The organism is Streptomyces amritsarensis (assembly GCF_001953875.1).
GTDB classification, from domain to species: domain Bacteria; phylum Actinomycetota; class Actinomycetes; order Streptomycetales; family Streptomycetaceae; genus Streptomyces; species Streptomyces amritsarensis.
Genome location: NZ_MQUR01000106.1, coordinates 1 through 23,333 on the forward strand (window position 1 = coordinate 1; position 23,333 = coordinate 23,333).

The window sequence follows — 23,333 nt, forward strand, 5'->3', positions numbered from 1 at the left end:
GCGAAGCGACGCGAGGAACGAGCGCCCTTGAGGGACCGGCACGAACCGGAGAGACGATGGGACTGACGGGAAACCCCCAGAACGTCTCTGACTCCCGGCCCAGTGAATCCCGCTCACCCGAAGCCGCCTCGCGCTTTCCTGCTTCCGCCGCGTCGAAGTCCTGTCCCGAGGGCGCCTCGCGCTTTCGTGCTTCCGCCGCGTCGAAATCCCGCCCCCCCGAAGCCGCGTCGCGCCCCGCCACCCCGGCCCCGTCGAGCTCCCGCCCGATGCCGTCCCGTCGTCCCCACCCCCGCCCCGCTCGGACCTCGCCCCCTGGCGTCACCCCGTTAACCCGTCACCTCGCCCCCCGCGTTGTCCCGTCGCTCCTCCTATTCCGCTCCCGAACTCCTTCCCTCCCCCTATCCCCGCCCCAGCAGGATCGTTCCCGAGGAGCAGAACCAGCCGCCTGTGCCCGACGTGAGGGCTACCTCCGGGAGGCGGCCGCCGGGTTTGGTGACCTGGCCCGCCCCTGCCTCGCCGCGTAGCTGGCGCACCGCCTCGACCAGCAGGAACAGGCCCCGCATGCCGGGGTGGCAGGCCGACAGGCCGCCGCCGTCCGTGTTGACCGGGAGCTCCCCGTCGCGCAGCAGGCGGCCCTTCTCCACGAAGGCCCCGCCCTCGCCCTTCGGGCAGAAGCCGAGATCCTCCAGGGTCACCAGCGTCATGTAGGTGAAGGCGTCGTAGATCTCCGCGAGGTCCACGTCCGCAGGGGTGAGGCCCGCCTGCTCGAAGGCGATGCGGCCCGAGACGGCCGCGGGGGACACGGTGAAGTCCTCCCACTCCGACATGGTGGTGTGGGAGACGGAGGTGCCCGCACCCAGGATCCACACGGGCGCCTTCGCGGTGTCGGGTACGTAGTCCTCCGCGGCAAGCAGTACCGCGCAGCCGCCGTCCGAGCGGATGCAGCAGTGCAGCTTCGTGAAGGGGTCGGCGATCATCTCGCCGGACAGGACGTCCTCGACCGTGATCGGGGCGCGGTACATCGCGTCGGGGTTGGTCGCCGCGTTCGCCCGGGCCTGTACGGCGACGGAGGCGAGCTGTTCCAGGGTCGTGCCGTACTGGTGCATGTGGCGGCGGGCGGCCATGGCGTACTTCGAGATCAGCGTGTGTCCGTACGGGACCTCGAACTGCAGCGGCCCCCGCGCCCCGAAGGACAGGTTCGACGTGCGGCGCCGGGCCTTGATGTCGGCCCGGGCCGTGGAGCCGTAGACCAGCAGGACGGCGTTGGCGTGTCCGGCGGCGATCGCGTCCGCCGCGTGCGCGGCCATGACCTCCCAGGTCGAGCCGCCCACGGAGGTGGAGTCGACCCAGGTGGGGCGCAGGCCGAGGTACTCGGCCACCTCGACGGGGGCGAGCGTGCCGAGGCCGGCTGAGGCGAAGCCGTCGATGACGCGGTGGTCGAGGCCTGAGTCGGCCAAGGCGCGGCGGGCGGCCTGTGCGTGCAGGGCGTACGGGGTGGGGCCGTCGACCCGGCCGCAGTCCGAGAGGGCGACGCCGACCACCGCGACCCGCCGGCGGGGGCGGGCGGTGGTTCCAGGTGAGAGTCCAGGCATGCGAGGAAGGTACATCTGACGTATCGTCAGATGCCAGACCGCGGCGACGGGCCGCGGTGACCGGCCGCGGTGAGGGGCCCCGGTGATGGACCTCGGCGCCAAGTCCCGGCGCCGGGTCCTGGCGTCCGGTCCCGGTGTCAGGCCTGGGCGCCGGACTCGGGTGCCGGGTGCGAGCCGGCTTGAGTGCCCGCCTGCGCCCGCCCCCCCCCGGCAAGCGCCCCCCGGCAAGCCGCCCGCGTTGGGCCCTGTGCATCTGTCGTCCGCCGCCCTAGCATGACGGCCCGTCAGATACGCCCCCCGGCTGTCGCTGGGAGGTGCCCCCGGGAGGAGCCCGACGATGGATGCCGCCTTCACCGCGGAGCAGGACGAGATACGGCGCACCCTGCGCGAGATCCTGGGCAGGCGCTGCGGCCCCGACGAGGTCAAGGCCGCGGTCCGCACCGCCGGCGGGTACGACCGCGAGCTGTGGCAGCAGCTCTCCCGGCAGCTCGGGCTCCCGGGCATCGCCGTCGCCGAGGACTACGGCGGGGTCGGCTGCGGACCGGCCGATCTGGCGCTGGCCTGCGAGGAGACCGGGCGGGTGCTGCTGCCGTCGCCGCTGCTGGCCACCGCCGCGCTGTGCGTGCCCCTGATCACCGCCCTCGGCACCGGCGCCCAGCGCTCCGCGCTGCTCCCGTCGCTGTCGTCGGGCGGGATGACCGCCGCCCTCGCCGTCCCCGGCCCGGCGCTGGCCACCGCCCTCGCGCTGACCGGCGGGGACGCCGTCGGCCAGTGGTCCGGCGGCGGGCGGGCCGGCGGGGTCCAGGCGCGCGCCGACGAGGCCGGCGGCGGCTGGCGGCTGTACGGGGAGGCCGCCCAGGTGCTCGACGGCCACAGCGCCGAGCTGCTGTTGGTCGCCGCGCACGCCGGCGGCTTCGCGCGCAGCCGCACCCTGTTGTTCCTCGTACGGGAGGGCGCGCCCGGCCTCGTACGATCCCGGCAGGCCGTGCTCGACGAGACCCGCCCGCAGGCCCGGGTCCAACTGCGCGACGTGCCGGCTGAGTTGCTCGGGGAGCAGGGCGCGGGAGGTGAGGGGGCCGATGTGCTCACAGCCCTCGCCGCCACCGGACGCACCGCCTCCGCCGTGCTCGCCGCCGAGGCGGTCGGCGCGGCCGGCGAGGCGCTCGCGCGCACGGTGGAGTACGTGCGCCGGCGCGAGCAGTTCGGCCGGGCGATCGGCTCCTTCCAGGCGGTCAAGCACCGGCTGGCCGACGTGTACGTGCAGGTGCAGGCGGCCCGCTCGGCGGCCTACTACGCCGCATGGGACCCGGACCAGGGGGGCCTCGCGCTCGCCCAGGCCCTGGAGGCGCTGCGTACTGCGGCGGGGGAGGCGATCCAGCTGCACGGCGGCATCGGCTTCACCTGGGAGCACGACGCACACCTGTACTTCAAGCGGGCGGCCTCCGACGAGCTGCTGTTCGGCCCGGTGCACCGGCTGCGGGCGCACGCCGCGGACCGTGCGGGCCTGTTCGCGCCCGCGGCGGCGGCCGCCGCCGCCCCGCCCGCCCCCGTTTCCCCTGCCGCGGCCGTCGCCGCGCCCCCGCCCGCACACGAGAAGGTGGCCGTCTGATGGCTCGCGTGGCTCCCGGCGTCAAGCTGATGCAGAAGGTCTCCTCGACCATGCTGTTCGCCAAGATCGCACCGCACTTCATCCCCGCCATGGACAAGGCGGTGCACAAGCTCACCCGCGGCAAGGTCATGCTGAGCGCGCAGATGCTGCCGGGCGTGATCCTCACCGCCAAGGGCGCCCGGACCGGCGAACCGCGCACCACGCCGCTCGCGTGCATGCCGGAGGACGGCGGGACGAGCTGGATCCTGATCGGGTCCAACTTCGGCCGCCCCGGGCACCCGGCATGGACCGGCAACCTGCTCAAACACCCCGACGCGGAGGTCAGTTGGCAGGGCGAGGACATAGCCGTACGGGCCCGGCTGCTGGCGGGTGAGGAGCGCGCGGCGGTGTGGCAGGCGGTGTTGGGGTTCTGGCCGCCGTACGCGACGTACCAGGCGCGCATCGAGCGGGAGATCAGGCTGTTCCGCCTGGAGCGTCGCTGATCCGGGGCGGATCTCGGTGTGGCGTGGTCCGGGTGGGGCGTGGCGTGGTCCGGCTGGTCCGGCTGGGGCGTGGTGCGGCGTGGTGCGGCGTGATGTGGTGCCGCGCTGAGCCGCCGGGGCGGCGGACCCGGAGCGGGTCCGCCGTTACCTGGTCGGCTTCTTGCCCGTGATGCCGAGGTGGACGAGCAGGGCCAGGTTCGGCTTGAGCTCGGCCTGCTTGACGCCCCAGGTCTGGAAGCCCTTCTGGTGCGAGGCGACCGCGGCCAGCATCGCGACCAGGGAGCCGGCCATCGCGGCGGGGCTGACGTCCTTGTCGACCTTGCCCTTGGCCTGGAGCTCCTTCACCGATTCCGTGAGGGAGTTGGTGACCGAGTTCAGGATCTTCATGCGGATCTTGTAGAACCGCTTGTCGCCCTCGGCCGCACCGAGGTCGACCACGCGCAGGATCGCGTCGTTGCGACGCCAGAACTCCAGGAAGCCGTCGACGAGTTCCTCGGCGGCTGACCACCCGGACTTGCCGACCCAGGTCCGGCCCTCGACGAGCGACGTCAACTGCGCGCCCTCGGTGGCCATGTGCTCGGCGATCTCCAGGACGGCGCCCTCGACGTCCGGGAAGTACTGGTAGAAGGTCGCGGGGGAGGTGCCGGCCTTGCGGGCGACGTCGATCACCTTGACGTCGCGGTACGGCGAGGAGCTGAGCATCTCGCTGAGGCAGTCGAGCAGCTTCTGCCGCGTCGCCTGGCCGCGCCGGCCGGCGACACGCCCGTCGACGGTGCGTACTTGTCCTGTCATGCCGTCAGCTTACCGAGGGGTGATCGGCGCGCTATTCGGCCGCCTGCAAATGGGGTTGCGGGGTCCCTGGCCTGGGCGGGAGGCGGTCCCGGGTGGCCGAGGAGGAGGATTTCCGGCCGGATGCGACCCCGTAGTCGCCGTGTAGTCGCCCTGCGGTCGCCCTGTGGTCGCGTCTAGTCACCGCGCCGTCGCCGCATGGGCCGCCGCGTCGTCACGGCCCAGGCGTGTCGCCCCGTTCCGCGGCCTTTCCCCCGAATAGTCTTATCAACAGGCTGTGGACAAGTTTTCGGGCGGATCATGGCTGGGAGAGGTGGGAGGGTACACACCCTCGCAGAACGGAAGGAACCGGGCCCATGGCCGCATTCGTGGAAGGTGCCCCCTGCTGGGTGGACGCCTCGCTTCCGGACGTCGAGGCGGGCAAGCGTTTCTACGGCGAGCTCTTCGGGTGGACCTTCGCGGACAGCGCGGGCGCGGAGTACGGCCACTACACGCAGGCCTACAGCAGGGGCCGCAACGTCGCCGCCCTCGCCCCCAAGCCCGACGGCCGGATGCCCACGGTCTGGGGCGTCTACCTCTACACCAACGACGCCTACGCCTGCGCCCAGCGCATCCGCGCCGCCGGCGGCCAGATGGTGATGGACCCGATGCCGGTCGGCCCGTACGGCACCGCCGCGATGGCCGCCGACCCGGGCGGGGCCGTCTTCGGGCTGTGGCAGCCCGGCACCCACCACGGCTTCGAGGCGCAGCAAGAGCCGTTCACGTACTGCTGGAGCGAGGTCTACACCCGGGCCCGCGACGCCGTGGACGTCTTCTACGCGAAGGTCTTCGGCTACGTCCCGCAGGACCAGGACGACGCCGGAGTCGAGTACCGCATCTGGTCGCCGCCCGGCAAGGCCCCCGGCACCGACACCGCCGTCCTGGGGCGCAGCTTGATCACCGACGCCTTCCCGGAGATCATGCCCGCGCACTTCCTCGTCTACTTCGCCGTCCCGGACTGCGACCGGTCGGTGGCGACCGTGCAGCGGCTCGGCGGCCGGGTCACCGCGGACCCGTTCGACACCCCCTACGGGCGGATCGCGGTCGTCGCGGACAATCAGGGGGCGGTCTTCGGGCTCCTCTCGGAACCCCGCACCGAGGCGGACGCCTAGGGTGCCGTGGGCGGATCGCCGGGCAGATCACACCGCGCTGCTCGCCGTGCCGGGGCCGGACCGGGCCGGGGCCTGACAGAATCGGGGTTGCGCGAGCCGGGCTGCGCCCCGGAATGAGACGCTGCACGGGGCATGGCCCCGTGCTGGTGGGAGCGGGCCCGGTGGGTGGCCCGTACGGGGAGGTGTGGAGGCGAGTGGTGGAGCAGCTGACGCAGCACGACCCGAGACGGATCGGCCCCTTCGAGGTGCTCGGACGGCTCGGCGCCGGCGGCATGGGGCTGGTCTATCTCGCGCGGTCCGCGTCCGGACGGCGGGTCGCGATCAAGACGGTGCGCACCGAGCTCGCCGAGGACCAGCTCTTCCGCGTCCGCTTCACCCGCGAGGTGGAGGCGGCGCGCGCGGTGTCCGGCTTCTACACCGCGGCCGTGGTCGACGCCGACCCGCGGGCCGCGGTGCCGTGGCTGGCCACCGCGTACGTCCCGGCGCCCTCCCTGGAGGAGATCGTCAACGAGTGCGGGCCCATGCCCGCCCAGGCCGTACGGTGGCTCGCCGCCGGCATCGCCGAGGCCCTGCAGTCCATCCACGGGGCCGGGCTCGTCCACCGCGACCTGAAGCCGTCGAACGTGCTCGTGGTCGAGGACGGCCCGCGCGTGATCGACTTCGGTATCGCGAGCGGTGTCTCGAACACCCGCCTGACCATGACGAACGTCGCTGTCGGCACCCCCGCCTACATGTCGCCCGAGCAGGCGAAGGACTCGCGCAGCGTCAAGGGCGCCAGCGACGTCTTCTCGCTCGGCTCCACGCTGGTCTTCGCCGCGACCGGGCATCCGCCGTACCACGGGGCGAACCCGGTGGAGACGGTCTTCATGCTGCTGCGTGAGGGACCGAACCTGGAGGGGCTCCCGGAGGAGCTGCGGCCGCTGATCGAGTCCTGTATGCAGATGGACGCCTCGCTGCGGCCCACCCCGGCCGACCTGCAGGCGCAGCTGGCCCCGCACCTCTTCGACGGCGGCGACGACAGCGGTACCGCCTCGGCGTGGCTGCCGGGACGGGCCGTCGCGATGATCGAGGCCCGGCGGGCGGGGAACCGTACGCCTGCCGCGGCGGTGCCCGCGCCGGCCCGTGACGGCCGTGGCGGCGGAGCCCGCGGTCCGGTGTCCGAGCAGGCCACGCACCGCCGTCCGCGGGGCGCGGAGGGCTGGGTGGACCCGCGGACCGGCCAGGCCGTGCCGCAGCGCCCGCACCACCCGCCGCGGTCGCCGGTGCTGTCGGGGGAGCCCGTGCGCCTGGGCGGCTCGCCGGTGCCGATCGGTCCCGGGCCGTTCGCTTCGGCCGCGGCGTCGGCCGCGCACGGCGCCGCCGCGGACTCGGCGACCGGCTGGGTCCGCCCGCCGGACGGCTCCGCGCCCGCCCATGCGACCGGACCGGTCACCCCGTCCGTACCGGGCCCAGGCGCGGCTCCCGACAGCGGCCGCTGGCGTCCGTGGCGCTTCCGCATGTCGAACGAGGTCTGGGGTACCCCGGCCGTCGCGGGCAACCTGCTGTACGTGACCTCCTTCGAGGTGCACGCGCTGGATGTGGCCAGTGGCCGCCGCCAGTTCAAGACCCGGGACGTCGCCTGGTCCATGGCGGTCGCCGACGGCCGGATCCACGCGTCCGACGGGCCCTCCCTGTACGCGCTCGACGCCTCCGACGGCTCCGAGCGGTGGCGGCTGTCCACCGACGCCTGGGTGTACGCGCTGCGCGCCGAGCGCGGCACGGTCGTCACCGCCACGCGGGGCGGCGGCGTACAGGCCTGGGAGGCGTCCAGCGGGCAGAAGCTGTGGGAGCTGACGGGGGCGCAGAGCGACTTCGAGACCCCGGAGGCGGCACCCGTCCTCCACGAGGGCACGGTGTACGTGTGGCAGGACGCGCGGCTGCGCGCCCTGGACGCCCGCAGCGGCCGCGAGTCCTGGTCGTACCCGATCGGCGACGCCGGCTCCTGCGGGAACGTGCCCGTCCGGGTCACGCCCGCCGCGGACGGCAACGTGTACGTCGCGGCCGGCACCCGGGTGCTGTCGGTGGACCGGGCGTCGGGCCGGGTCCGCTGGCACTTCGAGGCCCCCGCGGTGTTCCTGGCGCCGCCGGCCTTCGCGCCGGGCGCCGCGGTCACGGGCGGCGGCGTCTACCTCGCCGACTACCTGGGCACCGTCTACGCCCTCGACGCGGCCACCGGGCAGGACCGCTGGCGGATCGCGACGGAGTCGCGGCAGTCCTCCGACCCGGTGCTGGTGGTGGGCGGCAACGTCCACCTGGGGGCGGGCAGCGCGCTCTACACGCTCGACGCGGTCACCGGCACCCCGAAGTGGCGGTTCGCGGCGGGCGGCGAGATCACGGGCCTGCCGGCGGTCGCGGACGGCCGGGTGCACTTCGGTTCGGCCGACCACTGCCTGTACACCCTGGACGCGGCGGGCGGTCAGCTCCGCTGGAAGCTGGCCACGGGCGGCGAGATCACGGGCGCCCCGGTCGCGGAGGCGGGCGTGGTGTACGCGTGCAGCAAGGACCGCTGCGTGTACGCCCTGGACGCGGCGAAGGGCACGGGCACCCGTACGAGCGGGTGACCCGGCCGGGGCCGGGTCCGGCCCCGCCGGGTAGCGCACCGCACCGGGAGTGACAGGATGGACCCCATGAGCAACGTCTACTTCGACATCAACATCAACGGCGCCTCCGCCGGCCGCATCGTCTTCAAGCTGTACGACGACGTCGTCCCGAAGACGGCGCGCAACTTCCGTGAGCTCGCCACCGGCCAGAACGGCTACGGCTACGCCGGCTCGGGCTTCCACCGCGTCATCCCGCAGTTCATGCTGCAGGGCGGTGACTTCACCAACCACAACGGCACCGGCGGCAAGTCCATCTACGGCGAGAAGTTCGAGGACGAGAACTTCACCCTCAAGCACGACCGCCCGTACCTGCTGTCCATGGCGAACGCCGGCCGCAACACCAACGGCTCGCAGTTCTTCATCACCACCGTCGTCACCCCGTGGCTCGACGGCAAGCACGTCGTCTTCGGCGAGGTCGTCGAGGGCCAGCAGCTCGTCGACCAGATCGAGGCCCTGGGCTCCCAGTCCGGCGCCCCGAAGGGCAAGATCGAGATCGCGGCGTCCGGCGTCGTCGAAGCCTGATCCCCACCCGCCTGCACGGCCGGTCGGCCCCGCCCCCTCCCGGGGGCCGGGGCCGCCGCCGTTTTCCGGGCCCGCCTGGTAGCGTGACCCGCCGTTTGTTCGAGGGGGAGGGTTCGGGACATGGTGACCGGGCGTCGGATCAGATGCACCGCGGTGCTGGTGGCGGTGGTGTTCGCACTGACGGGTTTTTCGTCGTCGGGCGGCAGCGGCGGTGGCGGAAAGAGCAAGAGCGGCAGCAAGGGCAGCAGCAGCGGGGGCGGCTGTTCCAGCTCCAAGAGCAAGAAGAAGAGCCACAGCGGCGGGAGCGGCAGCACGGCATCGGTCTCGCCCACCGCCTCCGCGAGCCCCGGCGATCCGGCCACCGTGGCCGTGGTCACCTGCACCCGTCCCGGTGCGCCCGTCACCACGCTGCGGTTCACCTCGCTGCTCGACCGCAGGGCCACCGTCGAGGTCGAACTCCGCCGGGAGGGCGCCGCGGGCTCCGCCGTCGAGTCCAAGGTCGTCCAGGTGGATCTGGGGGCCCGCGAGACCCGCACGGTCGACGTGCCCCTCGACGACCCCTCGCGTGCCGCGGACGTCACGGGCTGCCGGCTCGGCGAGCCCGCCACCCGCGGCTCCGGCCCGGCCGCCACACGCACCCCCGCCCCCGGCTCCACCTCCGGCGGCTCCACGAGCAGCGGCACGGGCACGGGCACGCCGAAGCCCGGCGCGAGCAAGTCCCGCAAGCCCCGCTGACCGGAGGCGTCAGCGCAGCCGGAAGTCCGTCCCCGGGCGGCGGTTGGCGAAGAGGTCCGCCTGCCGCTGGGGCGGCAGGTTTCCCAGGGCGATCAGGGCCGGTGCCTGCGCCAGGGCCTGCTGGAGGGCGGCCTGCTTCGCCGACCACAGGGCCCGCACGGTGCCCTGCACGGCCTCCGTCGGGAAGCCGGCCAGGGTCTGCGCCGCCCGCAGGGCCGCCGGGAGCAGCCCGTCCGGCGCGGTCAGCTCCGAGACGAGTCCGATGTCGTGGGCGCGGCGCGCGGAGAGCCGTTCGGCCGTGCCCATCAGGGACATCCGGGCGGCCTCGCCGAAGGGCATGCGCTGCGCCATGTAGACGGCCTCGTAGGCGCTGACCATCCCGTAGGTGGTGTGCGGGTCGAAGAAGGTGGCCGTATCGGAGGCGATGAGGAAGTCCGACTCGCCCAGCAGGTAGAAGGCTCCGCCGCAGGCCATGCCGTTGACGGCGGCGATCACCGGCTTCCACAGGTCGCAGGACTTCGGGCCGATCGCGATCAGGGGGTCGTCGGCGGAGTAGGGGGAGGCGGGCTGCGGCACCTCGACGCCGCGGTCGACGCCGGTGCAGAAGGCCGCGGTGCCGGCGCCGGTCAGTACGACCGCCCGTACCTCCTCGGCGAACCGGAGCTCGCGCCACGCCTCGCCCAGGGCGGCGGCGGTGGCCAGGTCCACGGCGTTGTGCCGGTGCTCCCGGTCCAGGGTGACCACCGCGACCCCGGTGGCCTTGTCCCGCTCCACCCGCAGGGTCACGGCTTCTCCAGGATCCAGCGCGGCACGGTCATCCCGCCCGTCTCGGTGAAGGCCACGTGGACGCGGGCGCCGATGCGCAGCCGGGTTGTGTCCACGGAGTCGAGGGGGGCGTCGGCGCAGGCCACCAGGTTCCCGGCGAGCCGGATGTGCGGGGCGTCGGCGAGCTCGACGAGGATCACGTTGTACGGGGCCTGCGCGGCGTAGGCGGGCAGCAGCGGCGGGTGCGGCCGGACGTAGGACCAGATGCGGCCGCGGCCGCTCATGCGGCGCCACTCGCTGTCGAAGGACCGGCAGTGCGGGCAGCAGGGGCGGGGCGGGAAGCGCAGTCGGCCGCACGCGGTGCAGGCCTGCACGCGCAGTTCGCCGCGGGCGGCGTACTCCCAGAAGGGGGCGCCGTCCTCGTCGGGGACGGGCACGAGCAGGGCGTCCGCCGACGCGGCGGACGTGTCGGGTGCGGCGGGCGCGGGGGACTTGTCGGGTGCGGTGGTCATCGGTCGGTCAGCTCCTCAGCAGGATCGCGGACGTCGGGACGCCTTCGCCCGCCGTCACCAGGCAGGTCGCGGCGTCCGGCACCTGGGCGGTGGAGACGCCGCGCAGCTGCTTGACGCCTTCGTTGATCAGGTTGAAGCCGTGTACGTACGCCTCGGACAGGCCGCCGCCGCCGGTGTTGATGGGGAGCCGGCCGCCCAGTTCCAGGGAGCCGCCCTCGGTGAAGGCGGCTCCCTCGCCCCGGCCGCAGAAGCCGTAGCCCTCCAGGGAGAGCGGGATGAGCGGGGTGAAGGCGTCGTAGATCTGGGCGACGTCCACGTCCTGGGGGCCGAAGTCGGCCTGCTTCCACAGGTGGCGGGCGGCGGTCCAGGCGGGTCCGGACAGGGGGTCGTCGTTCCAGTAGTTGACCATGCCGTGGTGCTGGGAGGGCAGGCCCTGGGCGGCGGAGTGGACGTAGACGGGTTTGTGGCGGCAGTCGCGGGCCCGTTCGGCGGAGACGATCACGCAGGCCAGCGCGCCGTCGGTCTCCAGGCAGTTGTCGAAGAGGCAGAGCGGGTCGCTGATCATGCGGGAGGTCATGTACATCTCGCGGGTCAGCGGGCGTTCGTACATCATCGCGGCCGGGTTCTCGTTGGCCCGGTTGCGGCAGGCCATGGCCACGTTGAAGAGGTGGTCGCGGGTGGCGCCGTACTCGTGCATGTAGCGGCGGGCCAGCATCCCGATCTCGTCGGCGGGGCGCAGCAGGCCGAAGGGCCGGGTCCACTGGCCGGGGGTGGGCAGTTGGACGGCGGTGTTCTTCCAGGGGCGGGGGCCGGAGCCGCGTTTGCGGGAGCGCCAGGCGACGCCGACGGTGGCCTGGCCGGTGGCGACGGCGGCGGCGAGGTGGCCGACGGTGGCGCAGGAACCGCCGCCGCCGTAGCCGATCCTGGAGAAGAAGGTGACGTCGCCGGCGCCGATGGCCTTGGCGACCTCGACCTCGTCGGTCTCCTCCATGGTGTAGGAGGAGAAGGCGTCGACCTCGCCGGGGTCGATGCCCGCGTCGGCGAGGGCGGCCAGGATCGCCCGGCAGGCCAGTTCCTTCTCGGACTGCGGCAGACGTTTGGCAAAGGCGGTCTGGCCGATGCCGACTATCGCCGTAGCGTCCTTGAGCGTTGCCGCCATCGCCACCTCCGGGGAGTGCGCCAGTGCTGACAGCCGCGAAGGCTACAGCTAATCTGACGGATAGTCAGCTACTGGGTTCGCGGGAGGGTGACACGCATGGGCGACGACGGGCTGCGCCGGGAGACACGCGAGGACGCGTGCGAGGACGCGTGCGAGGACGCGCGCGGAGACCTGCGCTGGGCCACCATCGCCGGGCTCGTCCGGGCGGCATCGGCACGCTACGGCGACCTCGAGGCCGTCGTCGACGGGCGCGTCCGGATCAGTTACGCGCAGCTCGGGGAGCGCGTCGAGCGCGCCGCGGCGGCCTGCCTGGCCGCCGGGGTGGAGCTTGGGGACCGGGTCGCCGTCTGGGCGCCCAACACCCTGGACTGGATCGTCTCCGCGCTCGGCGCCGTCTCGGCGGGGGCCGTCCTCGTCCCCCTCAACACCCGTTTCAAGGGCACCGAAGCGGCGTACGTCCTCCGGCGCAGCCGGGCCCGGCTGCTCTTCGTCACCGGCACCTTCCTCGGCACCTCCTACGTCGCCTCCCTGCGCCGGGCCGCCGCCGAGGGGCCCGGCCCCGGGCCCCTGCCCGGACTGCCGCACCTGGAACAGGTCGTCGTCCTCGCCGAGGACGCCCCCGACACCTTCCGCACCTGGAAGGACTTCCTCGCGGGCGGGGACCGGATCACGGCGGAGGCGGTCCGCGAGCGCGCGGCAGCCATCAGCCCCGACGCCCCCTCCGACATCATCTTCACCTCCGGCACCACCGGCAGCCCCAAGGGCGCGGTCATCACCCACGCCCAGTCCCTGCGCTGCTACGACGTGTGGAGCAGGCTCGCCGGCCTGCGCGAGGGCGACCGCTACCTCATCGTGAACCCCTTCTTCCACACCTTCGGCTACAAGGCCGGGATCATCGCCTGCCTGATGCGCGGGGCGACGATGGTCCCGCAGCCCGTCTTCAACGTGGACACCGTCCTCGCCAACGTCGCCGCGGAACGGATCTCCGTCCTGCCCGGCCCGCCCACCCTGCACCAGTCCCTCCTGGACCACCCGCAGCGCGGCCACCACGACCTGTCCGCACTGCGGCTGGTCGTCACCGGCGCGGCCGTGGTCCCCCTCCGGCTCGTCGAGCGCCTGCGCGAGGAACTGCGCATCGCCACCGTCCTGACCGCCTACGGACTCTCCGAGGCCGGCGGCATCGTCACCATGTGCCGCCGCGGCGACCCCGCCGAGGTCGTCTCCGCCACCTCGGGCCGGGCCATCCCGGACACGGAGGTCGCGGTCCTGGACGGCAGCGGGCGGCCCCTGCCGGCCGGGCGGGCCGGCGAGATCGCGGTCCGCGGCTACCACGTCATGCAGGGGTACTTCGAGGACCCCGACGAGACGGCCGCGGCGATCACCCCGGAGGGCTGGCTGCACACCGGCGACGTGGGCGTGCTGGACGCCGGCGGGAACCTGCGCATCACCGACCGGATCAAGGACATGTTCATCGTCGGCGGCTTCAACGCCTACCCGGCCGAGATAGAGCAACTCCTCGGCCTGCACCCGGACATCGCCGACGTCGCCGTCGTCGGTGTGCCCGACCCGCGGCTGGGCGAGGTCGGCAAGGCCTACGCCGTCCGCCGCCCCGGCTCCACCCTCACCGCCGACGACCTGATCGCCTGGTCCCGCCGGGAGATGGCCAACTACAAGGTCCCGCGCGCGGTGGAGTTCGTCACCGAACTGCCGCGGAACGCAAGCGGGAAGGTCCTCAAACGCGAACTCCGCGCCCGCCGCTGACCCCACCCCACCGGGCCCGGCCGGCCGTACGGGCCCCCGGGGCGTCGGGCGTCGCCGTCGTGACGCGGTACAGGCCATGCGCAGGCGGGGGTGGTCCCAGGCATGCTGCTGGAGGAGTGCATCCCGCGGCCCTCCGGGTCAGCGGGCGTAGGAGCCGATGCCGACCAGGCAGTACACGTACTGGTTGAGGACGGTCGAGCCGCGCATGTAGCGGTAGGAGAAGGCGTACTGCGTCTTCGGGTTGTCGTTGCAGCTGTTCAGGTCCGAGGTGCCCGGGATGCTCTCGATCACCCGGTAGTGGGCGTCGGACGCCGAGCAGGGGACCTCCTCTACCCCGCTGACGCTGCGGGGCGTCGTGGAGTCCGGCAACTGCCCGTTGAGGCAGGTGCCGCGGTCGAACGGGCTGGGCTCCGGGCTCGGCTCGGCGCTGTACGGGGTGGTGGCTGCGGCCTCCGGGGCCGACGTCCAGGGCGAGGGGGTGGGGGAGGGCGAGGGGGAGGGCGAGGGGGTCCACGAGGGCGACCAGGCGGGTGTCGCGTCGGCGGCCGGCTTCGAGTCGCCGCCGTCACCGCCGCTGAACGCGAAGAAGCCGATCACCAGCAGCGCGGCGACGCCGAGCCCCACCAGGCAGCCCCGTCCGCCGCCCGTCTGCGGGGCCGGGACGGGCTGCTGCACGACCGTGTCCGCCGCCGGCGGGGGAGTGATGCCGCCGGCCCCCGCGATCCAGGCCGCGCCCGCCCCGGACACGTGGATGCGTAAGCGCATCTGCTCTGCGCCGACACGGACCTGGACGAGGTCGCCGTGCCGGCAGGGCGGTATCCGCATCCGGACCGGTCCGGACGGCAGCTCCACGGGCAGGATCACACCGTGGGCGGCCTGCTGAGGAGTGATCGTGACGAGCATTTCCTGTGACGACACCGGCTGCTCCAAGGAGTGAGGTGGTGCGCAGGCTGCTGACGGTTCCTCACGGATTGTGCCCTGTGTCCTGATGGTGACGCAGCCGTTCCGGCGAGTCTCAGCAGCGGCGGGCCAGGACCAGCCGCCAGCGCGGAGCGCCGCCGGCCTGGCGCCCGAAGTGCTCCAGCGCGACCGTCTCCACCGTGAAGCCGGCCGCCCGCAGATCCGCGCGCACCCCGCTCAGCGGGAACGTCCGGTAGTACATGACGAACGGCGGCCGCCACACCGCGTTGCGCACCCGCATCGCGGCGTCGAAGCCGGCCACCGCCCACCACACCGGTGAGGTCGGCGGGATCGGGGCGCCGATCGGGAAGGCGAAGAGGCCGCCCTCGCGCAGCGTCGAGCGGACCCCGGAGAACAGCGCGGGCCGCTCGGAGGGCAGGAAGTGGCCGAAGGCGCCGAAGCTGACCGCCAGGTCGTAGGAGCCGGCCAGCGCGGACGGCAGGGCCCGGGCGTCGGCCCGTACGAAGTCCGCGCGGTCGTCGTCCGCGTGCGTGCGCTCGGCCTCGGCCAGCATGCCCGCACTCAGGTCCACCCCGGTGACACGGTCCCGGCACAGCCGCCGCAGCATCCCGATCCCGGCGCCGGTGCCGCAGCACACGTCCAGGCCGGAGCCGAAGGTGCCCTCCCGCTGGGCGAGGGTCTCCTCGACCGCGTCGAGCATCCGGTCCGGCGTCCGGAAGGGGGTGTGGTCGAACTTCGGCGCGAGGAGGTCGTAGCCCCGCTCGACGGAGGAGAGGCCCTGCACGGCCAGTTCGCGGACGCTCGGCCCGTGGGAGGAGAACACACCCCCAGCCTAAGCCGCGCCCCGGATCGGCGTCCGGGCATACGTGTGCGGCGGTCGCGGTGGCTCCCCCTCCGGGCCACCGCGACCGCCGTTCCCCCGTTGCTCCCCCGATTTCCCCCCGAGCCCCCGTATCCCCCGTGGGCTCCCCCGTACGTCGTGGGGCGGTTACGGGCGAGGACCGGACGCGTGGTTGTCCAGCGTCTGGATCTCCTCGCCCGTGCCCTGGTCGTCCGCCGGCGGCTTGATCTCGATGCCCGACGCGTGGTTGTCCAGGGTCTCGATCTCGACGCCCGAGGCATGGTTGTCGAGCGGCTTGATGGTGCCGTCGTTCGGCAGGATGTTCTCGTTCGTCGTCATCGGTTCTCCTGATGGATGGGTGGGACCCGTTCGGCGATTCCCCCGATGACCGCCGAACGGGTGATCCTTCCAAAGGCCCGGATGTCCCCCGACGCACCGGGTCGATGCACCTATCGTGCCGTTCGGCGATAAACGAACGATGAACGCCTCGTTCAAGGGGCGTCCTCGCAGGTCAGGCGCCCGTCTCCGGGCAGGTCAGGCGGCGATCTCCGTGGCCAGCAGGGTCTGTACCTCGCCCAGTTCGGCCGAACCGAGCTGCTGGAACACCTTCTCCGCGTCCCGCCAGCACGCCCGGGCCCGGTCCGTCTGCCCCAGCCGCCGCAGCGCCTTGCCCAGCACGGTCAGCACCGTCGCGCGCCGCCACTCCCCGCCGATGCCGCGCAGTGCGATGGCCTGCTCGGCGTGCGCGGCGGCCAGTGTGGGCCGGCGCGCCGCGAGATGGGCGACGGCGAGCCGGAAGTGGGTCACGCCCTCCCACAGCGGCTGCCGGTTGTCGCGGAACAGCGCCAGCGCTTCGGTGAGTTGCGCGAGGGCCTCGCCCAGCCGGCCCGCCTGGGTGAGCGCGATGCCCAGCGCGTAGCGGCCGTTGGCCAGCCGCAGGGACAGGCCCATCCGGTCGTAGATGGCGATGCCCTGCTGCGCGAGGTCTATGGCGCTGGTGAGACGGCCCAGTTCCACGTGGATGCGGGACAGGTTGCACAGGGCGCTCGCCTCGCCGACGTTGTTGCCGTCGGCGCGGAAGTTCTGGATGGCCTCCAGCAGGTACCGCTCGCCGTCCGCGTGCCGTCCCTCGTACAGCGCGATGATCCCGCGGTCGTTGGGCGCCCAGCAGCTGGGCAGCGGGTCGCCGGCCTCGCGGGCCAGGGCCATGGCCTGGCGGGCCTCGTCGTCGGCCGCGGCGAAGCGGCCGGCGACCAGGTGCACGTTGGTCAGGGTGGTGCGGGCGCGGCCCTCGGCGTACGGGTCCTTGGCGGCCTGCGCGGCGTCGCGCAGGGCGGTCGCGGCCGACTCGTACTGCTTGGAGTTGGCCCCCGACTCGGCCAGGTCCTTGGCCGCCCACAGCAGGTCGACGGCCCGGCGCAGGACCGGTGAGTCGCCGCCCCGCGCGGAGGCCTGCCGTACGCACGCCAGCAGGGGGCCGGCCTCGGCGTACAGCCAGTCCAGGGCGGCGCGCGGCTCGGCGAAGACCAGACCGGGGTAGTGGGTGTCGGACAGGTGCGCGGGCAGCCGGTCACCGGGCCGTTCCAGGGCGTACACCCCGGAGGCGGTGGCCAGGTAGAAGTCCAGGAGCCGGTCCAGGGCCGCCTCGCGCTCGCTCGGCGGCTGCTCGTCGCGTTCGGCGCAGGCACGCGCGTAGAGGCGTACGAGGTCGTGGAAGCGGTAGCGGCCGGGGGCGGCGGATTCGAGCAGGGAGCAGTCGACCAAAGCCTCCAGGAGGTCCTCGGTGTCGTACTCGGGGCGGTCGAGGACGGCGGCGGCCGCGGACAGCGAGATGTCGGGGCCGTCGGCGAGGCCGAGGAGGCGGAAGGCGCGCTGCTGGGCCGGCTCCAGCTGGCCGTAGCCGAGCTCGAAGGTGGCCTTGACGGCGAGGTCGCCGGCCTGGAGCTCGTCGAGGCGGCGGCGTTCGTCGGCGAGCTTGGCGGCGAGGACGGAGACGGTCCAGGTGCGGCGGGCCGCCAGCCGGGACGCGGCGATGCGGATGGCCAGCGGCAGGAACCCGCAGGCGCCGACGACGTCGAGGGCGGCCTGGCGTTCGGCGCGGACGCGTTCCTCGCCGACGATGCGGGTGAAGAGCTGGAGGGCCTCCTCGGGGCTCATCACGTCGAGGTCGACGAGGTGGGCCCCGGCGAGGCCGGCCATGCGGACGCGGCTGGTGACGAGGGCGGCGCAGCCGGCCGTGCCGGGCAGCAGCGGGCGGACCTGGGCGGCGTCGCGGGCGTTGTCGAGGAGGACCAGGACGCGGCGGCCGTCGAGGGTGGAGCGGTAGAGCGCGGCCCGTTCGGCCGGGGAGTCGGGGATGGCGGTGTCGGGGGTGCCGAGCGCGCGCAGGAAGGAGCCGAGGACGGCCTCCGGTTCGGCGGGGCGGGCGTCGGTGCCCTGGAGGTCGACGTAGAGCTGGCCGTCGGGGAAGTGCGGGCGGGCGGCGTGGGCGACGTGCACGGCGAGGGTGGTCTTGCCGACGCCGCCGATGCCGGCGAGCGCGGAGACGGCCATGACCTGGTCCTGGGCGCCGCCGGAGAGGATCGTGCCGAGCTCGTGGACGAAGCTGGAGCGGCCGGTGAAGTCCGGTACGGTCGCGGGCAACTGGGCGGGCCTCACGTGAGCGGCGGCGGCTGCCGGGGCCGGGTCTTCGGCGCGGGCCAGGTCGGCGTCGGCGTTCAGGATGCGCTGCTGGAGCGCGGCCAGTTCGGGGCGCGGGTCGACGCCGAGTTCGTCGGCGAGGAGCCGGCGGGTGTCGGCGTAGACGGCGAGTGCCTCGGCCTGCCGGCCGCTGCGGTACAGGGCGAGCATGAGCAGCTCGCGCAGCCGTTCACGCAGCGGGTGGGCGGCGGTGAGGGCGGTGAGCTCGGAGACGGCCTCGGCGTGGTGGCCGACCTCCAGGTCGAGGTCGAGGCGGGTCTCCAGCAGCGTCAGGCGCCATTCGGTGAGCCGGGTGCGCTCGGTCTCGGCGTGCGGTCCGGGGACCCCCGCGAGGGGTTCGCCCTCCCAGAGGTCGAGGGCGCGGGCCAGCAGGGTGCGGGCGAGGGAGCGGTCCCCGGCGGCGCGGGCGCTCTCGGCGTCGGCGGCGAGGCTGCGGGCGACGCCCAGGTCGAGGGTGGCGGCGGAGCGCAGCCGGATGGCGTAGCCGCCGGACTCGGTGACCAGCAGGCCGGGGGCGACGACCTTGCGCAGGCGGGAGGCGTAGGTGCGGATGGTGGCCAGGGCCTGCTGCGGGGGGTCCTCGCCCCAGATGGCGTCGATCAGTTCGGGTGCGGTGGCGGTGCGGCCGTCGCGCAGCAGGAGCACGGCGAGCAGGGCGCGCTGCTGGGGGGTGCCGGAGGGCAGGGCCTCGCCGCCGCGCCAGGCGCGTACGGGCCCGAGGACGGCGAACCGCGACTCGCCTGCGGTGCCGCCTGCGGCGGGCTCGGCGGGGTGGGGTGTCTCGCCGCCGCGGGTGGCGGTGCGGGGCGGGGGCGCGGCGGGGTCCGGGGTGGTGTCGCCTGCGGTGCTGGTGCTGGTGCTGGTGCTGGTGCTGGTGCTGGTGCTGGTGCGGGCCGGGGCCGAGCGGGCCGTGGTGGCCCCTGCGGCGGGCGCGGCGGGGTACGGGTGGGTGCCCGGGGTGGCCGTCGGCGGTACGGGGCCGGCAGGGCGGGCGGCGGGGCCGGTTTCGGACGCGGCGGCAGCCGCACGGGCCTCGGGGTGTTTCCGCGGGTGCGGGATGGCCGGTACGCCGTCCATCTGTCGTCCCCCCTGCCTTCCGTCGGTGTAAGGGTCAGTCTGCCCTGTCTCGCGCGTACACGTCAGCCCGTCCATGACCGATCACAGACCAACTAGCTGACGGTTCGTCAGATCAGCGCTACCGTATGAGCCATGGAGACCTTCCCGAAGATCATCTCGGTGGACGACCACACGGTGGAGCCCCCCAACGTCTGGCGGGACCGGCTCCCGGCCAGGTACCGCGACACCGGCCCCCGCATCGTCCGCGCCCCGCTGAAGGAAATGACGTTCCTCGGCGGGAGGTTCGCCCCCGTCATGGGGGCCCCGGGCGACGACGGCCCGATCGGCGACTGGTGGGTGTACGAGGACCTGCACCGGCCGCTGACCCGACTCGACACCGCCGTCGGGTACGACCGCGACGAGATCAAACTGGAAGTCATCACCTACGAGCAGATGCGCCCCGGCTCCTTCTCGGTTCCCGACCGGCTCGCCGACATGGACGTCAACCACGTCCAGTCGGCCCTCTGCTTCCCGACCTTCCCCCGCTTCTGCGGCCAGACCTTCACCGAGGCCAAGGACCGTGAGCTGGGGCTCCTCGGCGTACGGGCCTACAACGACTGGATGGTGGAGGAGTGGTGCGGCCCCGACGCCGGCGGCCGGCTCATCCCGCTCACCCTGATCCCGCTCTGGGACGCCCGGCTGGCCGCCGCCGAGGTCCGCCGCAACGCGGCGCGCGGCGTGCGGGCGGTCGCCTTCTCCGAGATACCCCCGCACCTGGGCCTGCCGTCCATCCACACCGACGAGTGGGACCCCTTCCTCCAGGCGTGCGACGAGACCGGCACGGTCATCGCCATGCACATCGGCTCCTCGTCCCGCATGCCGTCCACCTCCGCGGACGCCCCGCCCGCGGTCGGCTCCACCATCACCTTCGCCAACTGCTGCTTCTCCATGGTCGACTGGCTGATGAGTGGCAAGTTCGAACGCTTCCCCAACCTGAAGATCATGTACGCGGAGGGCCAGATCGGCTGGATCCCGTACATCCTCGAACGTGCGGACGTGGTCTGGGAGGAGAACCGGGGCTGGGGCGGGGTCGCGGACAAGGTGCTCCGCCCGCCGTCCGAGCTGTTCGCCGGGCACGTCTTCGGCTGCTTCTTCGACGACGCCTTCGGGCTGAGGAACCTCGACTCGATCGGCGTCGGCAACGTCCTGTACGAGACGGACTACCCCCACTCCGACTCGACCTGGCCGAAGTCCCGCGAGGTCGGAGAGGCCCAGATGGGCCACCTGGCGCCGGACGTGGTCGAACGCATCGTGCGCGGCAACGCCGTCGACCTCCTCGGACTCACCCCGGACGGCCTGTGGCCAGGGCCGGGCTCGGCCGCCTGACCCGCCCGCTCGGGCCGCTGCCCGACACGGGCCGGCGTGCGTCCAGGACGCGCCCGCGCGGATCGGCCGGCTTCCCTCCGCGGACGGGCCGCCCGGTGCGTGCGGGCGGCCCGTCCGCGGATCGGGGCCGGGCTACTTCGGGGTGGCCCAGACCTGGCGCTTGTTCGTGTTCGCCGTGTAGAGCTGGACCACCGTGCCGTTGGCGGTCGCGCCGCCCGTCACGTCGAGGACCTTGCCCGATGCCACGTGGACGATCTGCCCCTTGGCGTTGACCGACCAGCGCTGGGCCGCCGAGCCGTTGCAGTCGTAGAGGCTGATCTTGTTGCCGTTGGTGCTCGCGTTGCGCGCGTTGTCCAGGCACTTGCCGAACGCGCGGAAGGTGCCGTCCTTGCCCAGGATCCAGGACTGCGCCGCGGAGCCGTTGCACGTGTAGAGCTGGATCTGCGTGCCGTTGGCGGCCTTGCCGCCCTTGACGTCGAGGCACTTGGAGCCGATCCCGGTCACCTTGCCCTGCGGCGGCAGCGTCGCCCCGGCACCGGCGGCGAGGCGCCGCAGGCCCTGGACGTCGAACTGCTGGACGTAGGTGCCCGCCCGCTTGTCCTGGTAGGCGTAGGCGGGCGAGCACATGACCGGGAACTGGCCCGAGTCGGTCCCCTTGACGCAATCGCCCTTGGTCAGGCTGCGGTTGGCGTGGGTGAGGCCCAGCGTGTGCCCGAGCTCGTGGCTGATGTGGTTGCGCATGTACGTCTCGCCCATGGCGGCGGTCGGCTTGCCGGCCGGGGTGAAGAACGAGTCATCGATGTAGGCGTGCCCGCTGGTCACAGTCTCGGGCACGGAGGAGCTGGTGAAGCCGCAGCTGAGGTTGGCGGTGCCGGTGCCGTCGCGGACGATCTTCCAGCCCGTGCTGCCCATGGTGCCTTCGCCGGCCGGCGGGAGGCACGGGCGGTGCAGCACGCCCATGATCACCTCGCCCTTGGGGCGGGCGTAGTCCCAGCCGACCGGCTTGGTGTCGACGGCCACCGGCAGGTTCGTGATGCGGCGCAGGTCCGCGGCGGAGGCCTGGACGTACGGACCCAGCCAGTCCGCGGACTTCTGGTCGTAGAACTTGATCGTGTAGCCGGTCGCCAGCCACTTGGTCGCGCCGCTCAGCTTCCATCCCTCGCCCGACGGCGGGGGAGGCGCGGCGGTCGCGGTCGCCGGGGTGCCCGATGCGGCGGCGGCCGACCGGGTGGCGGCCTTCGGCGCGGTCTGGGTCCCGAGCGACATGACGCCGTCCTTGAAGACGGTGCCGTCGCTGCCGTGGACGGTGGAGTCCTCCGCGTGGACGTCGGGGGCCTCCCCGGTCGGCGGGGCGCTGTCCGCGCCGTCCGTCCCCTCGGCGGGGCTCTCGACGCCCGCCGTTCCCGTGGTGTCCTCGGTGCCGAACGCGGTGGAGGGGAGCTGAAGGGTTCCCACGATCGCGGCCGCGGCCGCCGCGGCAACGATGGATATCCGGTGCTTGCCTGTGAATCGCAAGTGTTCGTTGCCCTCTCGTCAAGAATCTCTTTCCGCGGCCCGCGCGGCGGCGGGGCGGCGAAGATCGAAGCGATGATAGGCCAATCGGCCAAAAGCCCCTCAAGGCAGCCGAGTTGACGCCTGTGGGCGGTCTGCCGGCGGTGACTGGCCGACTACGCAGGGGTCTTCACGTGCCTTGCACCCGGCACCGCGGCCAAGGCATGCTTCGCCAGGGCAAAGCGGAAGGATCATCATGCCGGTGGACAAGCGGAGCGTCGTGACGGCCGTGCTGTGCGCGGTGGCGGCCCTGGGGGCCTCCGCGGCGGTGGCGAAGCTCGCACCCCCGCCCGAGGCGGCCGCGCCCGTGCGGGCGAAGGCCGCGCAGCCCTCGCTCTCGCCCACGGGCCCCGCACGCTCGCACGAACCGAAACCCCAGCTGTCCGGCCTGCCCGGGACCACCCTGCCGCCGGCCGTGACGCCCCCGCCGGGCGGGCCCGCCGCCTTCACCGGCGCGCTGTTCACCAACGGCCTGGACAGCGACCACTTCTGCACCGCCACCGTGGTGCACAGCCCCGGCCGCAACCTCATCGTCACCGCCGGGCACTGCCTGCTCGCCGGGAACCAGGCCGGCGGGACGGCCGTCTTCGCGCCCGCCTACGCCAACGACACCGCCCCGTACGGCACATGGAAGATCGAGGAGGTCTTCGAGGACGACCGCTGGGCCGAGGGCACGGACGACGACTACGACCTCGCCTTCGCCACGCTCGCCCCCGACGCCCAGGGCCGGGCGATCGAGGACGTGACCGGCGCGGCAGTGCTGGACACCACCGGCCGGGCCGGCGAGGAGGTCACCGTCACCGGCTACCCCGCCGACCGCAAGATCCCCCGTACCTGCACGGCGACCGCGGTCCGCGAGAGCGCGACCCAGCAGCGCTTCGACTGCGCGGACTTCCCGGGCGGCACCAGCGGCAGCGCGTGGATCGCACGCGACGGGAAGATCATCGGGATCCTCACGGGCGGCGACACCGACGACGTGTCGACCAGCACGGTGCTGGGGGAGTACGCCGCCTCGCTCTACACGAAGGCCACCTCCAAGGCCCCCGCCTCCCGCTAGGGTCCGTCCGGGCGATCACGGCGCTCCCGACGGAGTCGGATCGGGTCGAGCGAGCAGGTCGTCGCGAAACGGCCGGTGCCCGGCAGCGAACTGCGCTGCCGGGCA

The 23,333-nt window shown here is 73.5% G+C and carries 19 protein-coding genes; 9 read left to right on the forward strand and 10 right to left on the reverse strand.

Annotated features, from left to right (window positions below):
- Positions 1-398 precede the first annotated feature (398 nt).
- Positions 399-1,592, reverse strand: coding sequence for a thiolase C-terminal domain-containing protein (locus AVW11_RS30550; protein WP_076046634.1), 1,194 nt, complete (start codon positions 1,590-1,592; stop codon positions 399-401).
- 337 nt (positions 1,593-1,929) lie between these two features.
- Between AVW11_RS30550 and AVW11_RS30555 the strand changes: the two genes are divergently transcribed.
- Together AVW11_RS30555 and AVW11_RS30560 are read left to right on the forward strand one after the other, a co-directional pair.
- Positions 1,930-3,201 (forward strand): acyl-CoA dehydrogenase family protein, encoded by a 1,272-nt coding sequence (locus AVW11_RS30555; RefSeq protein WP_076046635.1) that lies wholly within the window; start codon positions 1,930-1,932, stop codon positions 3,199-3,201.
- A complete protein-coding gene (locus AVW11_RS30560) occupies positions 3,201-3,683 on the forward strand; it encodes a nitroreductase family deazaflavin-dependent oxidoreductase (protein WP_060179475.1) in 483 nt (160 codons plus the stop codon). The genes AVW11_RS30555 and AVW11_RS30560 overlap by 1 nt, the downstream gene beginning before the upstream one ends.
- Positions 3,684-3,827: 144 nt before the next feature.
- Here AVW11_RS30560 and AVW11_RS30565 read toward each other — a convergent pair whose 3' ends face one another.
- The gene (locus tag AVW11_RS30565) at positions 3,828-4,475 is read right to left on the reverse strand and encodes a TetR family transcriptional regulator (protein WP_030844973.1); all 648 of its coding nucleotides are present in this window, start codon (positions 4,473-4,475) and stop codon (positions 3,828-3,830) included.
- A 353-nt stretch (positions 4,476-4,828) separates the two neighbouring features.
- On the opposite strand from AVW11_RS30565, the gene AVW11_RS30570 reads away from it, so the two are divergent.
- The 4 genes from AVW11_RS30570 to AVW11_RS30585 all read left to right on the forward strand — a co-directional run bounded on the left by AVW11_RS30570 (position 4,829) and on the right by AVW11_RS30585 (position 9,519).
- On the forward strand, positions 4,829-5,623 hold the full coding sequence (locus tag AVW11_RS30570; protein ID WP_030844975.1) for a VOC family protein: 795 nt from the start codon (positions 4,829-4,831) through the stop codon (positions 5,621-5,623).
- 194 nt (positions 5,624-5,817) lie between these two features.
- The gene (gene afsK / locus AVW11_RS30575; RefSeq protein WP_199838223.1) at positions 5,818-8,223 is read left to right on the forward strand and encodes a protein serine/threonine kinase AfsK; all 2,406 of its coding nucleotides are present in this window, start codon (positions 5,818-5,820) and stop codon (positions 8,221-8,223) included.
- A 66-nt stretch (positions 8,224-8,289) separates the two neighbouring features.
- Complete coding sequence (locus AVW11_RS30580; RefSeq protein WP_030844979.1) at positions 8,290-8,784, forward strand: peptidylprolyl isomerase; 495 nt, start codon at positions 8,290-8,292, stop codon at positions 8,782-8,784.
- A gap of 120 nt (positions 8,785-8,904) precedes the next feature.
- On the forward strand, positions 8,905-9,519 hold the full coding sequence (locus AVW11_RS30585; protein WP_051700019.1) for a hypothetical protein: 615 nt from the start codon (positions 8,905-8,907) through the stop codon (positions 9,517-9,519).
- Between the two features lie 9 nt (positions 9,520-9,528).
- Here AVW11_RS30585 and AVW11_RS30590 read toward each other — a convergent pair whose 3' ends face one another.
- The 3 genes from AVW11_RS30590 to AVW11_RS30600 form a co-directional block, all read right to left on the reverse strand.
- Positions 9,529-10,305, reverse strand: a complete 777-nt coding sequence (locus AVW11_RS30590) for an enoyl-CoA hydratase/isomerase family protein (RefSeq protein ID WP_076046636.1) — start codon at positions 10,303-10,305, stop codon at positions 9,529-9,531.
- Positions 10,302-10,727, reverse strand: a complete 426-nt coding sequence (locus AVW11_RS30595; RefSeq protein WP_060179507.1) for a Zn-ribbon domain-containing OB-fold protein — start codon at positions 10,725-10,727, stop codon at positions 10,302-10,304. The genes AVW11_RS30590 and AVW11_RS30595 overlap by 4 nt, the downstream gene beginning before the upstream one ends.
- Before the next feature lie 76 nt (positions 10,728-10,803).
- Positions 10,804-11,955, reverse strand: coding sequence for a lipid-transfer protein (locus AVW11_RS30600; RefSeq protein WP_076046637.1), 1,152 nt, complete (start codon positions 11,953-11,955; stop codon positions 10,804-10,806).
- Between the two features lie 96 nt (positions 11,956-12,051).
- Between AVW11_RS30600 and AVW11_RS30605 the strand changes: the two genes are divergently transcribed.
- Positions 12,052-13,716: a FadD3 family acyl-CoA ligase gene (locus AVW11_RS30605; RefSeq protein WP_076046638.1), complete on the forward strand. Its 1,665-nt coding sequence runs from the start codon at positions 12,052-12,054 to the stop codon at positions 13,714-13,716.
- A gap of 138 nt (positions 13,717-13,854) precedes the next feature.
- Here AVW11_RS30605 and AVW11_RS37250 read toward each other — a convergent pair whose 3' ends face one another.
- The 4 genes from AVW11_RS37250 to afsR form a co-directional block, all read right to left on the reverse strand.
- Entirely contained in the window at positions 13,855-14,634 is a 780-nt protein-coding gene (locus tag AVW11_RS37250; RefSeq protein WP_076046641.1) for an LppU/SCO3897 family protein, read from the reverse strand.
- 97 nt (positions 14,635-14,731) lie between these two features.
- Positions 14,732-15,460, reverse strand: a complete 729-nt coding sequence (locus tag AVW11_RS30615; protein WP_076046639.1) for a class I SAM-dependent methyltransferase — start codon at positions 15,458-15,460, stop codon at positions 14,732-14,734.
- Positions 15,461-15,625: 165 nt separating this feature from the next.
- Positions 15,626-15,817 carry a hypothetical protein gene (locus tag AVW11_RS30620; RefSeq protein ID WP_037833134.1) on the reverse strand — a complete coding sequence of 64 codons (192 nt, stop codon included), beginning with the start codon at positions 15,815-15,817 and terminating at the stop codon, positions 15,626-15,628.
- Between the two features lie 195 nt (positions 15,818-16,012).
- Positions 16,013-19,255, reverse strand: a complete 3,243-nt coding sequence (afsR, locus tag AVW11_RS30625; protein ID WP_240528312.1) for an SARP-family global regulator AfsR — start codon at positions 19,253-19,255, stop codon at positions 16,013-16,015.
- 132 nt (positions 19,256-19,387) lie between these two features.
- On the opposite strand from afsR, the gene AVW11_RS30630 reads away from it, so the two are divergent.
- A complete protein-coding gene (locus AVW11_RS30630; RefSeq protein WP_030844999.1) occupies positions 19,388-20,620 on the forward strand; it encodes an amidohydrolase family protein in 1,233 nt (410 codons plus the stop codon).
- A 132-nt stretch (positions 20,621-20,752) separates the two neighbouring features.
- Here AVW11_RS30630 and AVW11_RS30635 read toward each other — a convergent pair whose 3' ends face one another.
- On the reverse strand, positions 20,753-22,135 hold the full coding sequence (locus tag AVW11_RS30635; protein ID WP_076046640.1) for an RICIN domain-containing protein: 1,383 nt from the start codon (positions 22,133-22,135) through the stop codon (positions 20,753-20,755).
- A 238-nt stretch (positions 22,136-22,373) separates the two neighbouring features.
- On the opposite strand from AVW11_RS30635, the gene AVW11_RS30640 reads away from it, so the two are divergent.
- Positions 22,374-23,228: a trypsin-like serine peptidase gene (locus AVW11_RS30640; protein ID WP_234330988.1), complete on the forward strand. Its 855-nt coding sequence runs from the start codon at positions 22,374-22,376 to the stop codon at positions 23,226-23,228.
- Positions 23,229-23,333 lie beyond the last annotated feature (105 nt).

Coding starts and splice junctions, on each gene's coding strand:
- AVW11_RS30550 (WP_076046634.1), bottom strand. CDS start 1,592: ATGCCTGGACTCTCACCTGGAACCACCGCCCGCCCCCGCCGGCGGGTC.
- AVW11_RS30555 (WP_076046635.1), top strand. CDS start 1,930: ATGGATGCCGCCTTCACCGCGGAGCAGGACGAGATACGGCGCACCCTG.
- AVW11_RS30560 (WP_060179475.1), top strand. CDS start 3,201: ATGGCTCGCGTGGCTCCCGGCGTCAAGCTGATGCAGAAGGTCTCCTCG.
- AVW11_RS30565 (WP_030844973.1), bottom strand. CDS start 4,475: ATGACAGGACAAGTACGCACCGTCGACGGGCGTGTCGCCGGCCGGCGC.
- AVW11_RS30570 (WP_030844975.1), top strand. CDS start 4,829: ATGGCCGCATTCGTGGAAGGTGCCCCCTGCTGGGTGGACGCCTCGCTT.
- AVW11_RS30580 (WP_030844979.1), top strand. CDS start 8,290: ATGAGCAACGTCTACTTCGACATCAACATCAACGGCGCCTCCGCCGGC.
- AVW11_RS30585 (WP_051700019.1), top strand. CDS start 8,905: ATGGTGACCGGGCGTCGGATCAGATGCACCGCGGTGCTGGTGGCGGTG.
- AVW11_RS30600 (WP_076046637.1), bottom strand. CDS start 11,955: ATGGCGGCAACGCTCAAGGACGCTACGGCGATAGTCGGCATCGGCCAG.
- AVW11_RS30605 (WP_076046638.1), top strand. CDS start 12,052: ATGGGCGACGACGGGCTGCGCCGGGAGACACGCGAGGACGCGTGCGAG.
- AVW11_RS30620 (WP_037833134.1), bottom strand. CDS start 15,817: ATGACGACGAACGAGAACATCCTGCCGAACGACGGCACCATCAAGCCG.
- afsR (WP_240528312.1), bottom strand. CDS start 19,255: ATGGACGGCGTACCGGCCATCCCGCACCCGCGGAAACACCCCGAGGCC.
- AVW11_RS30630 (WP_030844999.1), top strand. CDS start 19,388: ATGGAGACCTTCCCGAAGATCATCTCGGTGGACGACCACACGGTGGAG.